Source organism: Arthrobacter sp. AG258 (assembly GCF_004364695.1).
Classification (GTDB): domain Bacteria; phylum Actinomycetota; class Actinomycetes; order Actinomycetales; family Micrococcaceae; genus Arthrobacter.
In genome coordinates this window covers 140,774-156,663 of record NZ_SOBI01000004.1, presented here as the reverse complement: position 1 = coordinate 156,663, position 15,890 = coordinate 140,774, and the positions used below count along the sequence as shown (strand labels likewise).

The 15,890-nt window shown below is 65.3% G+C and carries 19 protein-coding genes; 7 read left to right on the top strand and 12 right to left on the bottom strand.

Features of this window, described 5'->3' with window-relative positions; genetic code table 11:
- Positions 1-8: 8 nt before the first annotated feature.
- The 5 genes from DFO47_RS09930 to DFO47_RS09910 all read right to left on the bottom strand — a co-directional run bounded on the left by DFO47_RS09930 (position 9) and on the right by DFO47_RS09910 (position 4,031).
- Positions 9-1,103, bottom strand: coding sequence for a biotin/lipoate A/B protein ligase family protein (locus tag DFO47_RS09930; protein ID WP_133831537.1), 1,095 nt, complete (start codon positions 1,101-1,103; stop codon positions 9-11).
- Between the two features lie 97 nt (positions 1,104-1,200).
- Positions 1,201-1,458, bottom strand: a complete 258-nt coding sequence (locus tag DFO47_RS09925; RefSeq protein WP_018761303.1) for a type B 50S ribosomal protein L31 — start codon at positions 1,456-1,458, stop codon at positions 1,201-1,203.
- Between the two features lie 164 nt (positions 1,459-1,622).
- Positions 1,623-2,432 (bottom strand): RNA methyltransferase, encoded by an 810-nt coding sequence (locus tag DFO47_RS09920; protein ID WP_018761302.1) that lies wholly within the window; start codon positions 2,430-2,432, stop codon positions 1,623-1,625.
- A gap of 7 nt (positions 2,433-2,439) precedes the next feature.
- Positions 2,440-3,225, bottom strand: a complete 786-nt coding sequence (locus tag DFO47_RS09915) for a sulfite exporter TauE/SafE family protein (RefSeq protein WP_109044609.1) — start codon at positions 3,223-3,225, stop codon at positions 2,440-2,442.
- Between the two features lie 20 nt (positions 3,226-3,245).
- Positions 3,246-4,031 carry an ABC transporter ATP-binding protein gene (locus DFO47_RS09910; protein WP_018761300.1) on the bottom strand — a complete coding sequence of 262 codons (786 nt, stop codon included), beginning with the start codon at positions 4,029-4,031 and terminating at the stop codon, positions 3,246-3,248.
- 123 nt (positions 4,032-4,154) lie between these two features.
- Between DFO47_RS09910 and serB the strand changes: the two genes are divergently transcribed.
- Complete coding sequence (serB, locus tag DFO47_RS09905; protein ID WP_133831536.1) at positions 4,155-5,048, top strand: phosphoserine phosphatase SerB; 894 nt, start codon at positions 4,155-4,157, stop codon at positions 5,046-5,048.
- A gap of 72 nt (positions 5,049-5,120) precedes the next feature.
- Here the strand turns inward: serB and DFO47_RS09900 are convergent, their stop codons facing one another.
- Together DFO47_RS09900 and DFO47_RS09895 are read right to left on the bottom strand one after the other, a co-directional pair.
- Positions 5,121-5,873, bottom strand: coding sequence for an SDR family oxidoreductase (locus tag DFO47_RS09900; protein WP_109044610.1), 753 nt, complete (start codon positions 5,871-5,873; stop codon positions 5,121-5,123).
- Between the two features lie 140 nt (positions 5,874-6,013).
- Positions 6,014-6,739, bottom strand: a complete 726-nt coding sequence (locus DFO47_RS09895) for a beta-ketoacyl-ACP reductase (RefSeq protein WP_109044611.1) — start codon at positions 6,737-6,739, stop codon at positions 6,014-6,016.
- A 152-nt stretch (positions 6,740-6,891) separates the two neighbouring features.
- Here DFO47_RS09895 and DFO47_RS09890 point away from each other — a divergent pair, with 152 nt between their 5' ends.
- From DFO47_RS09890 to DFO47_RS09875, 4 genes are read left to right on the top strand one after another with little or no spacing between them, the layout of a single operon-like run.
- Positions 6,892-7,320: a DUF3099 domain-containing protein gene (locus DFO47_RS09890; protein ID WP_018761296.1), complete on the top strand. Its 429-nt coding sequence runs from the start codon at positions 6,892-6,894 to the stop codon at positions 7,318-7,320.
- A complete protein-coding gene (locus DFO47_RS09885) occupies positions 7,317-7,577 on the top strand; it encodes a hypothetical protein (protein ID WP_018761295.1) in 261 nt (86 codons plus the stop codon). Before DFO47_RS09890 ends, DFO47_RS09885 begins: the two co-directional genes overlap by 4 nt.
- A complete protein-coding gene (locus DFO47_RS09880) occupies positions 7,578-8,453 on the top strand; it encodes an SURF1 family protein (RefSeq protein WP_018761294.1) in 876 nt (291 codons plus the stop codon). It abuts the gene before it with no gap.
- Between the two features lie 2 nt (positions 8,454-8,455).
- Entirely contained in the window at positions 8,456-8,932 is a 477-nt protein-coding gene (locus tag DFO47_RS09875) for a YbaK/EbsC family protein (protein WP_133831535.1), read from the top strand.
- On the opposite strand, the gene DFO47_RS09870 is transcribed toward DFO47_RS09875, so the two are convergent.
- A complete protein-coding gene (locus DFO47_RS09870; RefSeq protein WP_018761292.1) occupies positions 8,929-10,527 on the bottom strand; it encodes an ABC-F family ATP-binding cassette domain-containing protein in 1,599 nt (532 codons plus the stop codon). The genes DFO47_RS09875 and DFO47_RS09870 overlap by 4 nt on opposite strands.
- A 209-nt stretch (positions 10,528-10,736) precedes the next feature.
- Here DFO47_RS09870 and DFO47_RS09865 point away from each other — a divergent pair, with 209 nt between their 5' ends.
- The gene (locus DFO47_RS09865; RefSeq protein WP_133831534.1) at positions 10,737-11,801 is read left to right on the top strand and encodes a spore photoproduct lyase family protein; all 1,065 of its coding nucleotides are present in this window, start codon (positions 10,737-10,739) and stop codon (positions 11,799-11,801) included.
- Positions 11,802-11,827: 26 nt separating this feature from the next.
- Here the strand turns inward: DFO47_RS09865 and DFO47_RS09860 are convergent, their stop codons facing one another.
- Both DFO47_RS09860 and DFO47_RS09855 read right to left on the bottom strand, forming a co-directional pair.
- Positions 11,828-12,832: a DUF808 domain-containing protein gene (locus DFO47_RS09860; RefSeq protein WP_133831533.1), complete on the bottom strand. Its 1,005-nt coding sequence runs from the start codon at positions 12,830-12,832 to the stop codon at positions 11,828-11,830.
- Positions 12,833-12,929: 97 nt separating this feature from the next.
- Positions 12,930-13,367 carry a VOC family protein gene (locus DFO47_RS09855; RefSeq protein WP_018761289.1) on the bottom strand — a complete coding sequence of 146 codons (438 nt, stop codon included), beginning with the start codon at positions 13,365-13,367 and terminating at the stop codon, positions 12,930-12,932.
- 307 nt (positions 13,368-13,674) lie between these two features.
- Here DFO47_RS09855 and DFO47_RS09850 point away from each other — a divergent pair, with 307 nt between their 5' ends.
- A complete protein-coding gene (locus DFO47_RS09850) occupies positions 13,675-14,079 on the top strand; it encodes a VOC family protein (RefSeq protein WP_133831532.1) in 405 nt (134 codons plus the stop codon).
- Between the two features lie 110 nt (positions 14,080-14,189).
- Here DFO47_RS09850 and DFO47_RS09845 read toward each other — a convergent pair whose 3' ends face one another.
- A complete protein-coding gene (locus DFO47_RS09845) occupies positions 14,190-14,756 on the bottom strand; it encodes a dihydrofolate reductase family protein (protein WP_109044615.1) in 567 nt (188 codons plus the stop codon).
- A 148-nt stretch (positions 14,757-14,904) separates the two neighbouring features.
- Complete coding sequence (locus DFO47_RS09840; protein ID WP_133831531.1) at positions 14,905-15,837, bottom strand: NADP-dependent oxidoreductase; 933 nt, start codon at positions 15,835-15,837, stop codon at positions 14,905-14,907.
- Positions 15,838-15,890: the final 53 nt, after the last annotated feature.

Genomic DNA, 15,890 nt, shown 5'->3' with positions numbered 1-15,890 from the left:
CCGTGAGGCTACGGAACCCGGTAGAGCCACTCCTCGGTGCCGAATTTCGCAGCCACGCGTTCCTCGGCGGCTGCGAGCTCGTGCCCGGCCAGCTGTGACGGGGCGGCCCCGTAGCGCTCGCTGAACACCTCGATCATGGCTTCGATGATCGCCATCCGGGCAAGGCCCGTCTGCCGGCGGAGCGGATCGACGCGCTTCTTTGCGCTGCGGGTGCCCTTGTCAGAGAGTTTTTCCCTGCCGATCCGCAGCACCTCGACCATCTTGTCGGCGTCGATGTCATAGCTCATGGTCACGTGGTGCAGCATTCCCCCGTTGGCCAGGCGTTTTTGCGCGGCGCCGCCGATCTTTCCCTGATCCGTGGCGATGTCGTTGAGGGGGACGTAGAAGGCGTTGATACCGAGCTTCTCCAGTGCCGCCATGACCCAGGCGTCCAGGAACGGGTAGGAGTCGGCGAAGCTCAGCCCGTCCACCAGCGTCTGTGGCAGGTAGAGCGAGTACGTGATGCAGTTGCCGGCTTCCATGAACATCGCGCCGCCGCCGCTGATCCGCCGGACCACGTTGATGCCGTGCTTGGCCACGCCGTCGGGATCCACCTCGTTCTGGACGGACTGGAAGCTGCCGATCACCACGGACGGTTCCTGCCAGTCCCAGAACCGCAGGGTGGGGGTCCGCTCCCCGGCGCCGACGGCCTCGGTGAGAACCTCGTCCAGGGCAACGTTGATTTCCGTGGGGAGCACTGTGGGCGCAATGACGTTCCAGTGGTGGTCCGTCCAGGAGGTCGCCTTGGCAAGCGCGCGGCGGACCGTGACGGCCACGGCGTCGGCGGAGAAGCCGAACAGGACGGCCCCGGCCGGGAGGGCGGCCGTGACGGCAGCAGCAAGGTCCGCGGCCGTCGTCGTCTCCGGCAGTCCGGTCAATGCCCGGTTGATGTCTTCCAAGGCTTCGTCGGGTTCGAGGAAGAAGTCGCCGCTGACGGAGACCTCCGCCAGAGCCCCGTCCTCGACGGAAAGGTCGACCACGACGAGCTTGCCGCCGGGGACCTTGTATTCGCCGTGCAGTCGCGGGGTGCCGGCAGGATCAGTGGCAGGAAAGTGCTGGCTCATGCTTCCCATCCTGCCCCAAAAAACGGGTGCACGGTTAAAGCAGAACGCCCGCACCGTTTCCGGTGCGGGCGTCCAGCAACAAGCTTGGGCGAAGGAATTACTTCTTGCCGCCGAAGCCCTTGAAGCGAGCGTTGAAGCGCTCGACGCGGCCTGCGGAGTCCATGATGCGCTGCTTGCCCGTGTAGAACGGGTGGGACTCGGACGAGATTTCGACGTCGATGACCGGGTAGGTGTTGCCGTCTTCCCACTCGATGGTCTTGGAGGAAGACACGGTGGAGCGGGTCAGGAACTTCGTGCCGGAGGCCAGGTCGTTGAAGACAACAGCTTCGTACTTCGGGTGGGTATCAGACTTCATAATTGGACCTTTGTTCGCGCAACTGGATTTTGCCAGTTGCCAGGTATGAATGGGATGGCTGGGATCTGTCGGATCAGCCGAAGCTGAAAAAGCAGGACAACCAGCTATCCATCATAGACCAAGCCGAGGGGGCTGACGAACCGGCGCCCCTGTGAAGGTGCAGGTCACCCCCGTGCGCGCAACTCCCAGAACGCCACGGCTGAGGCCGCGGCCACGTTGAGGGAATCCACGCCGTTGCGCATCGGGATTTTGACGGCGAGGTCGACGGCGGCCAGGGTGCCGGCGCTCATGCCTGCACCTTCGGTGCCGAGCACCAGGGCGAGCTTGTCTGGATTGCGGGCTGCCACCGCGTCGACGTCCTCGGCGTCCGGCGTCAGCTCCAGCGCGGCGACCGTGAATCCGTGGTCCTTGAGTACCTGCAGGTCCCCGGGCCAGTCCTGCAGGCGCGCCCAGGGCACCTGGAAGACGGTGCCCATACTGACCCGGACGCTCCGGCGGTAGAGCGGATCGCCGCACCTCGGCGAGACGAGCACCGCGTCAATATCCAAGGCTGCGGCAGAGCGGAAGATCGCGCCCACGTTGGTGTGGTCCACGATGTCCTCCAGCACGGCCACGCGGCGGGCACCGGCGAGGAGCTCCGGCAGGGGCACCGGGGCCGGGCGCTGCATCGCCGCCATCGCGCCGCGGTGGAGGTGGAAGCCGGTGATTTCCTCCAGCAAGGCGGCCGAGCCAATGTACGCGGGAACGTCAGGGTAGGCCTGGAAGACGTCGTCGAGGTCCGCCATCCATTTCTCTGCCAGGAAGAATGAGCGCGGCGCATGGCCTGCCGCCAGCGCGCGGCGGAGCACCCGCGACGATTCGGCGATATACATCCCCTCGGCAGGCTCGCGGAGCTTGCGCAAGTGGACATCGGTCAGCGTGGTGTAGTCGCTTACGCGCGGGTCATCGGCGGATTCGAGGTAATGGAAGGTCACCGGGTGATTATTTCAGCAGGTTGGCGATCATAACGCCCAGGGCCACGATGCCCAGGCTGAAGATGACCGCCCGGAGGACGCGCGGCGAGAGCTTCCGGCCCACCTTGGATCCCATCAGGCCGCCGATGGTGGAACTGACGGCGATCAGCAGCACCACCAGCCAGTTGATCCGGTCGAAGGCGAAGACCAGGTAGGAGATGGCGGCCACCATGTTCACGCCGAGGACCAGGATGTTCTTCATGGCGTTCGCGTTCTGGATGGTCCCGGTGAGGAACACCCCGAGGATTCCTACCAGCAGGATTCCCTGTGCCGCGACGAAATAGCCACCGTACACGCCGGCCAGGTACACGAGCACCACCAGGAGGATCCCGTGGCGCTTGTCCCGTACGGCGTGTTCGGGATTGGCCTCGCGGTTGCGGACCCAGTCCTGGAGCCTGGGCTGGAAAACCACCATCAGCAGCGCCAATACCAAGAGCACGGGAGCGACATAATGGAAAACCTGTTCGGGCAGGTGCAGCAGCAGCCACGCCCCGGTGATCCCGCCGAGGACCGACGCCGGCAGGAGCCGGAGCACCTGGCGGCCCCGCCCTGCGAGCTCCCGGCGGTAGCCGAACGCACCGGCCGCGGTACCGGCCACGAGGCCCATGGCGTTGCTCATGGAAGCTACAACCGGGGCCACCCCCAGGGCGATGAGGACCGGGAAGGTGACCAGGGTCCCGGAGCCAACTACTGCATTGATGGTGCCGGCCCACAGGCCGGCGACGAACACAATGGTGCTGCTGAAAAATTCCACAACGGTTCGGCAGGCGTGGCTTAGCGGCGTGCTGTAGCGGTGTAACGGCCCGCGTTTTCGGACACGTCCAAGGGAAGGCCGAAAGTAGTGCTCAGGTGTTCTTCGGTGAGGACCTCGGTGATGGGGCCGGCGGCCACCACGCCTCCGTCCCGGAGCAACATGGCGTGCGTGAAGCCGGGGGGCACTTCTTCGAGGTGGTGCGTGACCAGGACCATGGCCGGAGCGGCCTCGTCGCGGGCGAGCTCGCCAAGCTTGTGCACCAGTTCTTCACGTCCCCCAAGATCCAGGCCTGCGCCCGGCTCATCCAGCAGCAGCAGCTCGGGATCGGTCATCAGGGCGCGGGCGATCTGGACGCGCTTCCGCTCCCCCTCGGACAGGGTGGCGAAGGTCCGGTTGAGCAGCGGCCCCATGCCCCAGTCGTTCAAAAGCCGGAAGGCGCGCCGTTCGTCGTCGCGCTCGTACCCTTCCCGCCAGCGTCCGGTGACACCGTACGCCGCGGTGACCACCACGTTGAGGACATTCTCATGCTCAGGGATCTGGGTGGCCAAGGCCGCCGATGACAGGCCAATGCGTGGCCGGAGCTCGAAGACGTCCACCCGGCCAAGGACTTCGTCAAGGATGCCGGCCGTGCCGCTGCTGGGGTGGAGCCGGGCTGCGGCAATCTGGAGGAGGGTGGTTTTGCCGGCGCCGTTCGGGCCAAGGATGACCCACCGCTCGCCCTCGTTGACCTGCCAGTCGACCTTGTCCAGCAGGGTCTTCTTACCACGGACAACGCTGACGGAGTCCAGTTCCAGAACATCACTCATAGGAATAGACACTAGGACAAAAAAGATGATGACTGATAACCGGCGTGAAGGTCCCGGGAACCCCCGAAGTCGGGTGCGCAACGAATGCAGGGGACCTTGTTGCCGCTCGATAAGATTGCAGGCATGACTTCGAACGTTACTGCGGTCAGCTATGGCCAAAATTTGACCCCCGACGGGCTGGAGCAGCTGCGTTCCGTCCTTGCTGGACAGGGCGCCGAGGTGCTGTCCGAGACCGTCCTGGGCGATGACCGCTACCAGGTGTCCCTGGCAGAACTCGCCTTTCCCGACAACACGGCGGCCGGGCTCGCGTCCCTGCGGCGGGCCGTGGCAGCGGCCGCGATCGAGGGTTTTGACACCGCCCTGGTGCCGGCCGGGCTGCGCGCCGCCGAACGGAAGCTGCTGATCATGGACGTCGATTCCACCCTGATCCGGCAGGAGGTTATCGAACTCCTGGCCGCGTACGCCGGCAAGCGGGAAGAAGTGGCCGCCGTGACCGAGGCCGCCATGCGCGGCGAACTGGATTTCGCGCAGTCCCTCCACGCCCGGGTGGCTGTCCTCGCGGGGCTGCCGGCCGACGTCGTCAATTCCGTCCGCCACGAAGTGCAACTCAGCGAAGGGGCCGCCGAACTGGTTGCCGCGTTCAAGGCCGCAGGCCACGTGGTGGCTGTGGTCTCCGGTGGCTTCAACCAGATCCTCGCACCGATCGCCGCGGACCTTGGCCTGGACTACTGGCAGGCCAACGAACTGGAAATCGTGGACGGTGCGCTGACCGGCAAGGTGCTCGGCGCGGTGGTGGACCGGGCCGCGAAGGAGAAGTACCTGCGCGAGTGGGCCGCGGCGGAGGGCATTGCCCTGGAACACACCGTTGCCGTAGGCGATGGCGCCAACGACCTGGACATGCTCGGCGCCGCCGGCATCGGGGTGGCGTTCAACGCCAAGCCGGCCGTCAGGGCGGTAGCGGATGCCGCAGTGAACATGCCTTACCTGGACGCCGTCCGCTACATCGCTGGGGTCTGAGTCCCTGCAAACAACTGATGGGCTCCGCTTGGCGGAGCCCATCAGGGGTTTAAGGCGTACAACAGCGGGCGGCTACTGGACGCCCTTGCCGAAGTAGTCTGCGCCGCCGGCATACTCGGTGTGGCCGGACTCGACGTCGGCCGTTGCCATACCGGCCACAACCTGGGCGAATTCCTCCACGGAGTACAGCTTCCCGGCTTCGGCGCGGCGTGCCTCGATGGCACCTGGCGTGGAGCGGTCCAGGAGCGTGGCGGTGACGGTGCCTTCGATCATGTCCCCGGAGACCACCACGAGGGAGATGCCCTTCTCCGCGAGGTTGGGGATCAGTTCCCGGAGGGCGTCCTCACCGGCGCGCTTGCTGCGGGCAACGGGCTCGTAGGCTTCCATGGTGGGAACGGTGTTGATGAAGTGGGCCTGGTGGCTGGTGACAAACACCACGCGGGAGCCTTCCCGCATGAGGGGCACGGCGGCGTTGAGCATGTTCACCTGCGCGTCGCGGTTCAGTTTGAGCGCGTAGTCCTCCCCCATCCCCGTTTCCATGCCGCCGGAGGCGTTCAGGACCAGGATGTCCAGGGACCCGAAGTTTTCCATGGCCGCGCTGGCCAGCGCCTGCACGCCTTCCTGCGTGGTGAGGTCGGCACCGACGGCTACCGCCCGGCCGCCGTCGGCCTCGATTCCCTGTACCACTTTGTTGGCGCGGGGCGCCTTCTGGCGGTAATTGACGACGACGGCGGCGCCTTCCGAGGCGAGGATCTTGGCTACGTCCGCGCCGATGCCCCGCGATGATCCGGTGACGATGGCCGTCTTGTTGTCCAGCAGTCCCATACGAGCTTCCTTTGTTCGAAACATCCAAATCGTTGTGGCCTGCAGTCCATCATGCCAGCGGCTGTTCCCAATGCCTTTGTCCGACCTCGACAAATAAGGGCCACCGGCCTAGTGCACTGCAGGGCCGTGGGCGGGGCTGGTCAGTGCCCCATGCCCAGGCCGCCGTCCACCGGGATGACGGCCCCGGAGATGTAGGCGGCTTCGTCGCTGGCGATCCAGCGGACCACATTGGCAACCTCTGACGCTTCGGCGAAGCGGCCGGCCGGAATGCTGGCCAGGTAGTCCTTCTGGGTTGCTTCGGGGAGTTCGGCGGTCATGTCGGTATTGATGAAACCGGGGGCCACCACGTTGGCGGTGATGCCGCGTGAACCAAGTTCGCGGGTGAGGGACCGGGCGATGCCCACCAGTCCGGCCTTGGACGCGGAGTAGTTGATCTGGCCCGGAGCGCCATACAGGCCGGACACCGAGGAGATCAGGACGACGCGGCCCTTGCGCAGCCGGATCATCCCTTTGGACGCACGCTTGATGACGCGGAACGCGCCGGTGAGGTTGGTGTCGATCACGGAGGTGAAGTCGTCCTCGCTCATGCGCAGCAGCAGCGTGTCCTTGGTGATGCCGGCATTGGCCACCAGGACTTCGACGGGGCCGTGGGCGGCTTCCACTTCCTTGAAGGCTGCGTCCACGGAGGCCTCGTCGGTCACATCGGCCTTGACCCCGAGGATTCCCTCCGGCAGCTGCGATTCACTGCGGTAGGTCACGGCCACTTTGTCGCCGTTGGCCAGGAATGCCTGTGCGATTGCCAGGCCGATACCGCGGTTTCCGCCGGTGATCAGGACGCTGCGGGCTGCGGAAACTGCTTCAGTCATAGAGGGCTCCGGTTTTCTGCGGCAGGCTGGGCCGCGGTTGCAGTGAGTGGTTTGGGCTGCCTCCGATCTTAGCGGCAGCCCCGGTACGGGTTTGGGCAGCACTGCCGATGGTGCGAGAATTGAGGGAAGCCTTTGGAGCGTGATTATTCACCGTGACCCTTGAAAACCATGCGGGACATTCCGCGCCCGGAGAACCGGGCCGGTTCTCCGGCGATACCGAGGTACACAGCATTACCGAAGCTGCTGGAGCGCACTCGGAGGACATGCGACAGCGGATGATCAAGTACGCCCTGGCAATGGGCATCCGCATGGTTTGCCTGGTCATGATTTTCGTGGTGGACGGCTGGTTCAAGATCATTGCGGTGGCCGGCGCGGTGTTCCTTCCCTGGGTGGCGGTGGTCATAGCCAACGGCAACGACAAGGCCGAAGGGCACAGCGACCTGCTGATCGATTCCGCGCCCCTGGCGGAGCTCGAAAGCCCGGCTCCCCCGGCCGAGGACGAAGAAGCAGGGAGCGCGGTGCTCCAGGGCGAACTGGTAGCAGACGACGAGGAACAGGGAGAGGAGCGGCAGGCGCCATGAGCCTTTTCGATTTCGCAGCAGGATCGGACATGGCATCGGAGTCAACGGCTCTCTGCTCGCGGAAGGCCTGCAGGTCCGAAGCGTCCTGGCAGCTCCTCTGGAACAATCCCAAGATCCACGCTCCCGAGCGGCGGAAGACCTGGCTGGCCTGCGCGGAGCACCGGGTATGGCTTGAGGACTATCTGCAAACGCGGGGACTCTGGAAGGAAACCCTTCCCCTGCAGGCGGACGCGGTCCCCCTGGAGCAGGACATCTGAATGTACCGCTTCCTCTTCTCCAGCAAGTGGCTGGGCTATCTCCTGCTGGCCGCCATCTTTGCCACGGCCTGCGTCTTCCTGGGCCGCTGGCAGATGGACCGCCGCGCCGAAACCCTTGCCGAAATCAACAGGGTCGTCAACAACTATTCGGCAACCCCCATCCCTTTCTCCCAGGCGAAGGACCAGTTCGCGCAGCTGGACCCGGCCAAGGAATGGACCCAGGTTGAGCTCAAGGGAACCTACGATGCTGCCGGCCAGCGCGTGGTGAGGAACCGGCCCCTCAACGGCCAGCCGGGGTACGAGGTTGTTGTCCCGTTCCGGCTGGACAGCGGCGAAACCGTGGTGATCGACCGGGGTTGGCTGCCCATCGGAAACAAGAATCCCGGCAGTCCGGATTCGGTGCCGGCGCCCCCGGCCGGTGAGGTGACCGCCGTCGTGCGCTTGAAGCACAGCGAGCCCGAGCTGCAGCGCGGGGCACCCACGGGACAATTGGCGTCCATCGACCTGCAAACTTATGCGGCGCAACTGGGCTATCCGGTGTTCACGGGGGCGTACGGCCAGCTGGCCTCGGAAACGCCCGCTGTTGCCGACATGCCCGTGGCGTTCCCCAAGCCGTCCACGGACGAGGGGACGCACCTTTCCTACTCCCTGCAGTGGTTCGCGTTCGGCGTGCTCATGTTCGTCGGCTTTGGCTATGCGGCGCGGCAGCAGGCGCGCAACGCCGCGATTGACGCCGAGGATGAGGAGACGCCCGCCGACGGGGCCGTCCACTCCGCCGTCCCGGCTGCCCGCCGTCGGCCGGCACCAGCGCGGAAGCGCACCAAGGCGACGGCCGAGGAAGAAGAGGACGCCCTCCTGGACGCGCAGGGGTTCTAAGAATGAGCGGGTACGACGCCGGCCCGGTCGCCTTGGTGCGCTCGGCACTGCTCGAAGCAGGGTTACCGGATACGGTGCGGACTTTTGCTGCCGGCGTCCCCACCGCCCTGACAGCGGCGGAAGCGCTGGGGTGCGACGTTGCGGCCATTACCAACAGCCTGGTTTTTGAGCTGGACGGCCGGCCGCTGCTGATCCTCGCCAGCGGCGCGGCGCGGGTGGACACGAAGCTGGTGGCCGGGCAGCTGGGCCACGGCAGGATCCGCCGGGCCTCCCCCGACTTTGTCCTGGAGCACACGGGCCAGCAGGTGGGCGGCGTGGCACCGGTGGGCCACCCCGCGCCCATCAGGAGCCTCCTGGATACCAGCCTGCGGGAACACGAAGTGCTCTGGGCCGGAGCAGGCGACCATAACTCCATGTTCAGCATCACCTACCAGCAGCTGCTCCGCATGACCGCGGCCCGGGAGCTGACCGTCCGCTAGGCCAGGGTGATCAGGTCCAGGTAGTCCTCGTTCCAGAGGTCCTCCACACCGTCCGGGAGCATGACGACGCGTTCGGGGTTGAGGGCCTCCACCGCGCCCTCGTCGTGGCTGACCAGGACGACGGCGCCGGTGTAGTTCCGCAGGGCGCCCAGGATTTCGGCGCGGCTGGCGGGGTCCAGGTTGTTGGTAGGTTCATCGAGGAGCAGGACGTTGGCGCTGGAAGCCACGATGGTGGCCAGGGCCAGGCGGGTCTTCTCTCCGCCGGAGAGGACGCCGGCGGGCTTGTCGACGTCGTCGCCGGAGAACAGGAACGAGCCCAGGATGCCGCGGACCTCGGCGTCCTTCATGTCCGGCGCGGAGGAGCGCATGTTCTCCAGCACGGTGCGGTCGTGGTCCAGGGTTTCGTGTTCCTGGGCGTAGTAGCCCACCTTGAGCCCGTGGCCCGGGATGACCTCGCCGGTGTCCGGTGCGTCCACGCCGGCGAGCATGCGCAGCAGGGTGGTCTTGCCGGCGCCGTTGAGCCCCAGGATGACCACCTTGGAGCCGCGGTCGATCGCCAGGTCCACGTCGGTGAAGATTTCCAGCGAACCGTAGGATTTGCTGAGCCCGTCCGCGGTGAGCGGGGTCTTGCCGCAGGGCGACGGATCGGGGAAACGAAGCGCTGCCACGCGGTCCTGCTCGCGGACCGCTTCCAGGCCGCTGAGCAGCCGTTCGGCACGCTTGGCCATGTTCTGCGCGGCGACGGCCTTGGTGGCCTTGGCCCGCATCTTGTTGGCCTGGTCCATGAGGACCTGTGCCTTCTTTTCGGCATTGGCGCGTTCACGCTTGCGGGCGCGCTCATCCGTTTCGCGCTGCTGGAGGTAGCGCTTCCAGTCCATGTTGTAGAAGTCGATCTGGGCACGGTTGGCGTCCAGCAGGAACACCTTGTTGACGGTGGCTTCCAGCAGGTCCGTGTCGTGGCTGATGACGATCAGGCCGCCCTGGTGGTTCTTCAGGAAGTCACGCAGCCAGGCGATGGAGTCGGCGTCGAGGTGGTTGGTGGGCTCGTCCAGCAGCATCGTCTCGGCATCGGAGTACAGGATGCGGGCCAGCTCCACGCGGCGCCGCTGCCCGCCGGAGAGCGTCTTCAGCGGCTGGTTCAGCAGGCGGTCGGGGAGGGCGAGGTTGGAACAGATCGACGCCGCTTCAGCCTCGGCCGCGTAGCCGCCCGCGGCCAGGAACTCCGATTCCAGCCGGTCGTAGCGGTTCATGGCCTTCCGCTGGACCTCGGGGTCCTCGCTGGCCATCTCATCGTGCGCCTTGCGGAGTTTGCCGACGACGATATCGAGGCCACGGGCAGAGAGGATCCGGTCCCGGGCCAGCTGCTCCATGTCAGGGGTCCGCGGATCCTGGGGAAGGTAGCCGATTTCGCCGCTGCGGGTGACCTTGCCGGCAGCCGGAAGCCCCTCCCCTGCAAGGACGCGGGTCAGCGTGGTCTTGCCGGCCCCGTTCCGGCCCACCAGGCCGATCTTGTCCCCTTTGTCGATGCGGAAGCTCACCTGGTCCATGAGGAGCCGGGCGCCGGCACGCAGTTCAAGATCCTGGACAGTAATCACAGCAGGTAAGGCCTTTCACAAACAGGGATAAGCCGCGGCCCGGAGCGTCTGTGGTTGGGCGGGGCGGTAAACGGCCGGAGAACGGCACAGTCCAGTCTACCGTCCAGCAGGCCACCACAATTTCAACCTCCGGGCCAGTGGACTATCGGTGCCGGCACCGGCCGTGGCGTGCGGATGCCGGCTTCCTGCACCCATGGAGAATGGGGTGCATGGAATTTGACCGTCTCCTCCAGGTCCGGCGCATCTATGCCCAGCCTGAAGCTTTGGAGCTGCCCCGTGGCCAGGAGATCGTGGCACGCTGGCCGGATGCCGACGTTGTGCTGGTGGAGAACCATTGGAACATTCCGGACGTCCACGGTGACGAAACGAACGTCCCGCGGTGGTCACGGATCAAGACGGAGGCGCTGGTCCTCGGCGTGAAGAAGTCGCTGGCCGTCAAGCCCAACGGGCGTTCTGCGGACTTCATCGCACCCTCGACCGCCAACGGGTGCGCCATGGCGTGCGCCTACTGCTATGTTCCCCGCCACAAGGGCTACAGCAACCCGGTCACCGTGTTCGCCAACATCGGGCAGATCGCCGGAGCCATCGAACGGCATGCCGCCCGCCAGGGGATCAAGCTGGAGCCCAACCAGTGCGACGCTGAGCTCTGGGTCTATGACATCGGAGAAAACAGCGACTGCTCCGTAGACGCCCTGATCAGCGACAACGTGGAAGAGCTGGTCGCGTTGTTCCGCGAACTGCCCAACGCCAAGCTCTCCTTCGCCACGAAGTTCGTCAACCCCGCGATGCTGGAATGGGACCATGGCGGCCACACCAGGATCCGCTTTTCATTGATGCCCGCGGACCTGGCAAAGTCCATCGATGTCCGCACATCGCCGGTTGCCGACAGGATGGCCGCCATCAACGACTTTGTTGCAGCCGGCTACGAAGTGCACGTGAATTTCTCCCCGGTCATCATCACGGATACCTGGCTTGCGGACTGGGAACAACTGCTGCGCCAACTCGACGCAACCCTGACCCCCGAAGCCAAAGCCCAACTGGCGGCGGAGGTCATCTTCCTCACCCATAATGAGCAGCTGCACAACGTCAACCTTGGCTGGCACCCGCAGGCAGAGGAGGTGCTGTGGCGTCCCGGCCTGCAGGAAGCCAAGGTCTCGTCGAACGGCTTCAGCAACGTCAGGTACCGCGCGCGGGCGAAGGCCGGTTACGTGCGGCAGCTCTCCACACTCGTCGCCGACATAGCGCCGTACTGCCGGATCCGCTACGCGTTCTAGCGGAGGCTGTTGTTCGCCGCGCGGCGTCAGCCCTGGTGATTCTCCGACTGCCGACGGCCGGCCGCGTCATGACCGTCCTTGGCTTCTTTGGCCTTGCCAAACGGCAGCACTTTCATCAGCGGGCCCACGACTGCCAGGACCACCAGGCCCCAGGCAAGTCCCAGTACCGCCGAGCACAAAGTGTTGACGAGCCACGCGAGGAGGCCGCCGACGGCTGGAACGGATTCCACCGGGTGCTCCAGGGCGTGGACGAGGTCGTAGGGTGCGTGCCAGCCGAGATCGTGGGCCCCCTGCAGCATGATGTGGCCGCCAACCCACAGCATGGCAATCGTGCCGACGAACGTGATGGCCGCCAGGACGGCCGGCATCCCCCTGACGAGCAGTTCACCGATGCGCTTGGAACGTGACGAGTCCTTGTCCATCAGGTGCAGCCCGATATCGTCCATTTTGACGATGAGGGCCACCGCACCGTAAACCAGCACCGTGATGGCAAACGCCACCAGCACCAGAATGAACGCCCGGACCCAAATGGATTCCGTTGCGACCTCATTCATGGAGATGACCATGATTTCGCAGGACAGGATGAAGTCGGTGGTGATGGCGCCCTTGACCACTTTTGCCTCGGCGTCGTGCCCGCGCTCCACGGCCGGAGCCTCCCCGGCGTCATGATGGCCGCCACGGAACTTGTGCCAGACCTTCTCCGCTCCTTCATAGCAGAGGTAGGTTCCGCCCAGCATGAGGATGAAGGGGATGATCCCGGGAACGAACGCACTGATGAGCAGCAGGGCCGGGAGGATGATCAAGAGCTTGTTGCGAATCGAGCCCCAGAAGATCTTTTTGATCATTGGCAGTTCCCGGGCCGGGTCCGCACCTGAGACGTACTGCGGGGTGACGGCGGCGTCGTCGATGACCACGCCCGCGGCCTTGGCTCCGGCCTTTGCGGCGCCGGCCGCGACGTCGTCCACCGAGGCGGCCGCGATCCGGGCCAGCGCTGCCACGTCGTCGAGCAGGGCGACGAGACCGCCGCTCACAGCCGGCCTCCGCGCAGAGTGTTATTGCGGCGGTAGGGATTTGGGGCAGGGTGCGTGATGGGCATGTTCGGAGTATATTGCAGGCCGCCGGGCGTCCTCAGCCCTTCTGCAGTTCCTCGGCGAACATCACAATGATTCCGCTGGGGCCGCGCACATAGGAGAGTTTGTAGACGTCGCCATACGTTGCGACGCCGCGCAGCGGGTGGCAGCCGTGCCTGGCAGCAATGCCAAGGGCATCCTCGATGCTGTCAACGGAGAAGGCCACTCGATGCATGCCGATTTCGTTGGGCAGGGTGGGCTCTGTGGGGATTGCATCGGGGTGGATGTATTCGAACAGTTCGAGGCGGCCGTTGCCGTCCGGGGTCTGGAGGAGGGCAATTTTGGCGTGGTTGCCGTCCAGGCCCACAGCCGTGTCTGCCCAGTCGCCGCTGACCGTGTCGCGGCCCAGGACGGTGAGGCCGAGGTCGGTGAAGAACGCGATTGTTGCTTCCAGATCGCTGACGGCGATGCCGACGTTTTCAAGTTTGATGGGCATACGGCACAGGGTACCAAGCAGGCGCTTCCCGCAAACCCCTGTTTTGGTGCGAAGTCTGCTGTCTGAGTCCCGCTCATGGCGGCAGACAGATGTGCCGACATGTCGTGTGACAGTCCTTAAACCGGCGTAACCAGTATTCGACTTGGTTGGGGACGTCCAGTGGTCGAGCGATCGTCCGGCTGGAAGTCAGTGGCGAAGCCACAGCGGACCCGGGCGGGACGCCTCGGCAATGCGGCAGCGCCCAGCCCAGTTGCGGACCGCCGCTGGGATCTTGACCTCATACTTGCATCTTGCAACTATGAGCCGCATGAGCCTCTTCATCACCTGCCCGGTTGACAGCGTTGAGCGCGCCACCGCTTTCTACACCGCACTGGGCTGGACTCTTAAACCGGAAATGTCCAATCAGAACGTGTCATGTTTCGCGATCGCACCAGAGCAGTTCGTCATGCTCGGCAGCCGCGAGATGTATGCGAGCGTCGGCGGCGCCGAGGAGCTGGTAGGCGGACCCGATACGCCGTCAAAGGTCACTGTCTCGTTTGATGTCGGGAGCCGTGAGGCGGTCGATGAGCTCGTCGAGCGCGCCGGTGCCGCCGGCGGGCGGATCGGTGATACCGACGACTACCCCTTCATGTACCAGCGCCAGTTCGACGATCCTGACGGTTACCACTACTCGCCGTTTTGGATGAAACCGGACGCCGATCCGGCCGAGTGAGTGATCCGCCGCGGCCCGGCGTTGCGCGGGATCTTCCCTGCAGGCGAACTGACACTGATGAGCATCCATCTGATCTCAGCTTCAGCTAATACTGGTCCCGTTCAGACCATCTACGAACCCGTGGGCCCTGGCAGCACGGTCGGGACGTATTCAACCAGCTGGATGCGTCCATCGAAGGTCCGGCTGCCGATCATGTCGAGGGCGACGTCGGGGTACCCGTCGTAGATCCTCTCTCGGCCGGTGCTCCCGGTGATGACGGGGAAGATGACCACGCGGAAGCGGTCCACGAGACCTGCCTTCAGTAGCGACCGGCACAGCGTGAGGCTGCCTATCGTGCGCATTGACGTCGTCCCGGCTGCCTTCATCTCTCGCACGGCCTCAACGGCGTCCCGCGCGACGAGTTGAGCGTTCGCCCACGCGAGGGGTTCGCGCAATGTCTTCGAGAACACGATCGTCGACAGACCGGCCAGAGGTTCGGTACCGGGTTCGCCGGCAGCGGAGAGGCCTGACATGACGCGGTACGTCGTTGCCCCCATCAGCACGGTGTAGTCGACTTCGGGGGTATCTCCGAGCCATGCCAGGTATTCGGGCCCTTCAAGTCCCCACCAGCCCGGCCAGCCGTCCGCAGCCGCGTAGCCGTCGAGCGAGGTGATGAAGTCGATGAGGAGTTCGGGCATCGTCGGGTCCTTGTCCGAGAATTTCAGCTGGTGCGTTCATCCTCTCTCCGATGTAAGGCGGCTACAACGCCTGCTTGCCTGCCCACCAATGCAAAGCCCGAATGCCGGAAGCGTTCGCCATCCCCGAAACCGACGTTCGGGCAGCAGGTCAGCCCGCCAGGACAATGACCTTGCCGGGCACGCGGCCAACGCTCGCCTCCGCGTGGAGGGCAGGCAGTTCCGCGAGGGGAATGCGTCGGGTGACTTCGACGGTGAGTTGCCCGTCGTCGACCAGGGATACCAACTCTGAGAGGCGTTCGCGGTTGGGACGGACGTAGACGGTGGCAGCACGCACACCACGCGTCTCGTCGCCCGGCGTCTGCATGAATGCCGTGGTGCTGACCACCGCGCCGCCATCGCGTACCAGGGCCACCAGCGCGGCAAATTGCTCCGGCTCGATCGGAGCCAGGTTGAGCAGCACATTCACCTGCCCGTCGACGGCGCCGAGCAGGTCGACGGCCGTATGGTCGATGACCTCATCCGCGCCTGCCGCACGGACAGCGTCGATACTGCGTGGACTTGCGGTTGCCACCACGTGCACGCCGGCGCGCTTCGCGAGTTGGATGGCATATTTGCCCACCACACCGCCGGCGCCGACAATGAGCAGCCGCTGTCCTGCCTCCAGCTGCCCCTCGTCAACGAGGGCTTGCCAGGCCGTCAATGCCACTGAAGGCAGCGCCGCTGCATCAGCCAGTGGAATGGTCGCCGGGGCGGCCACGACCGCATCGGCGGGGGCAATGACGTAGTCCGCGGCGCCGCCGTCCTGTTCCATGGGCAGGAACCCGATGACCGGATCGCCTGCCGAAATACCCTCGACGCCTTTGCCTACCGCATCGACGATGCCGGATACGTCATAGCCGGGAACGTGCGGCAGCACCACCGGGATCGGCAGGAATCCCGCCCGCATTCCGTTATCGGCCGCATTGAAGGCGGACGCGGCTACACGCAGCCGGACCTCTCCGGCGGCCGGCACCGGCTGCTCGATCTCCGTGAGCTGAAGCACCTCGGGGCCGCCTGCCTCGTGAAACTGCACTGCCTTCATGATTGTCCCTTTCAGTTGATGCTTCGAATTTGAAGCAATGGAATGAAGGTAGC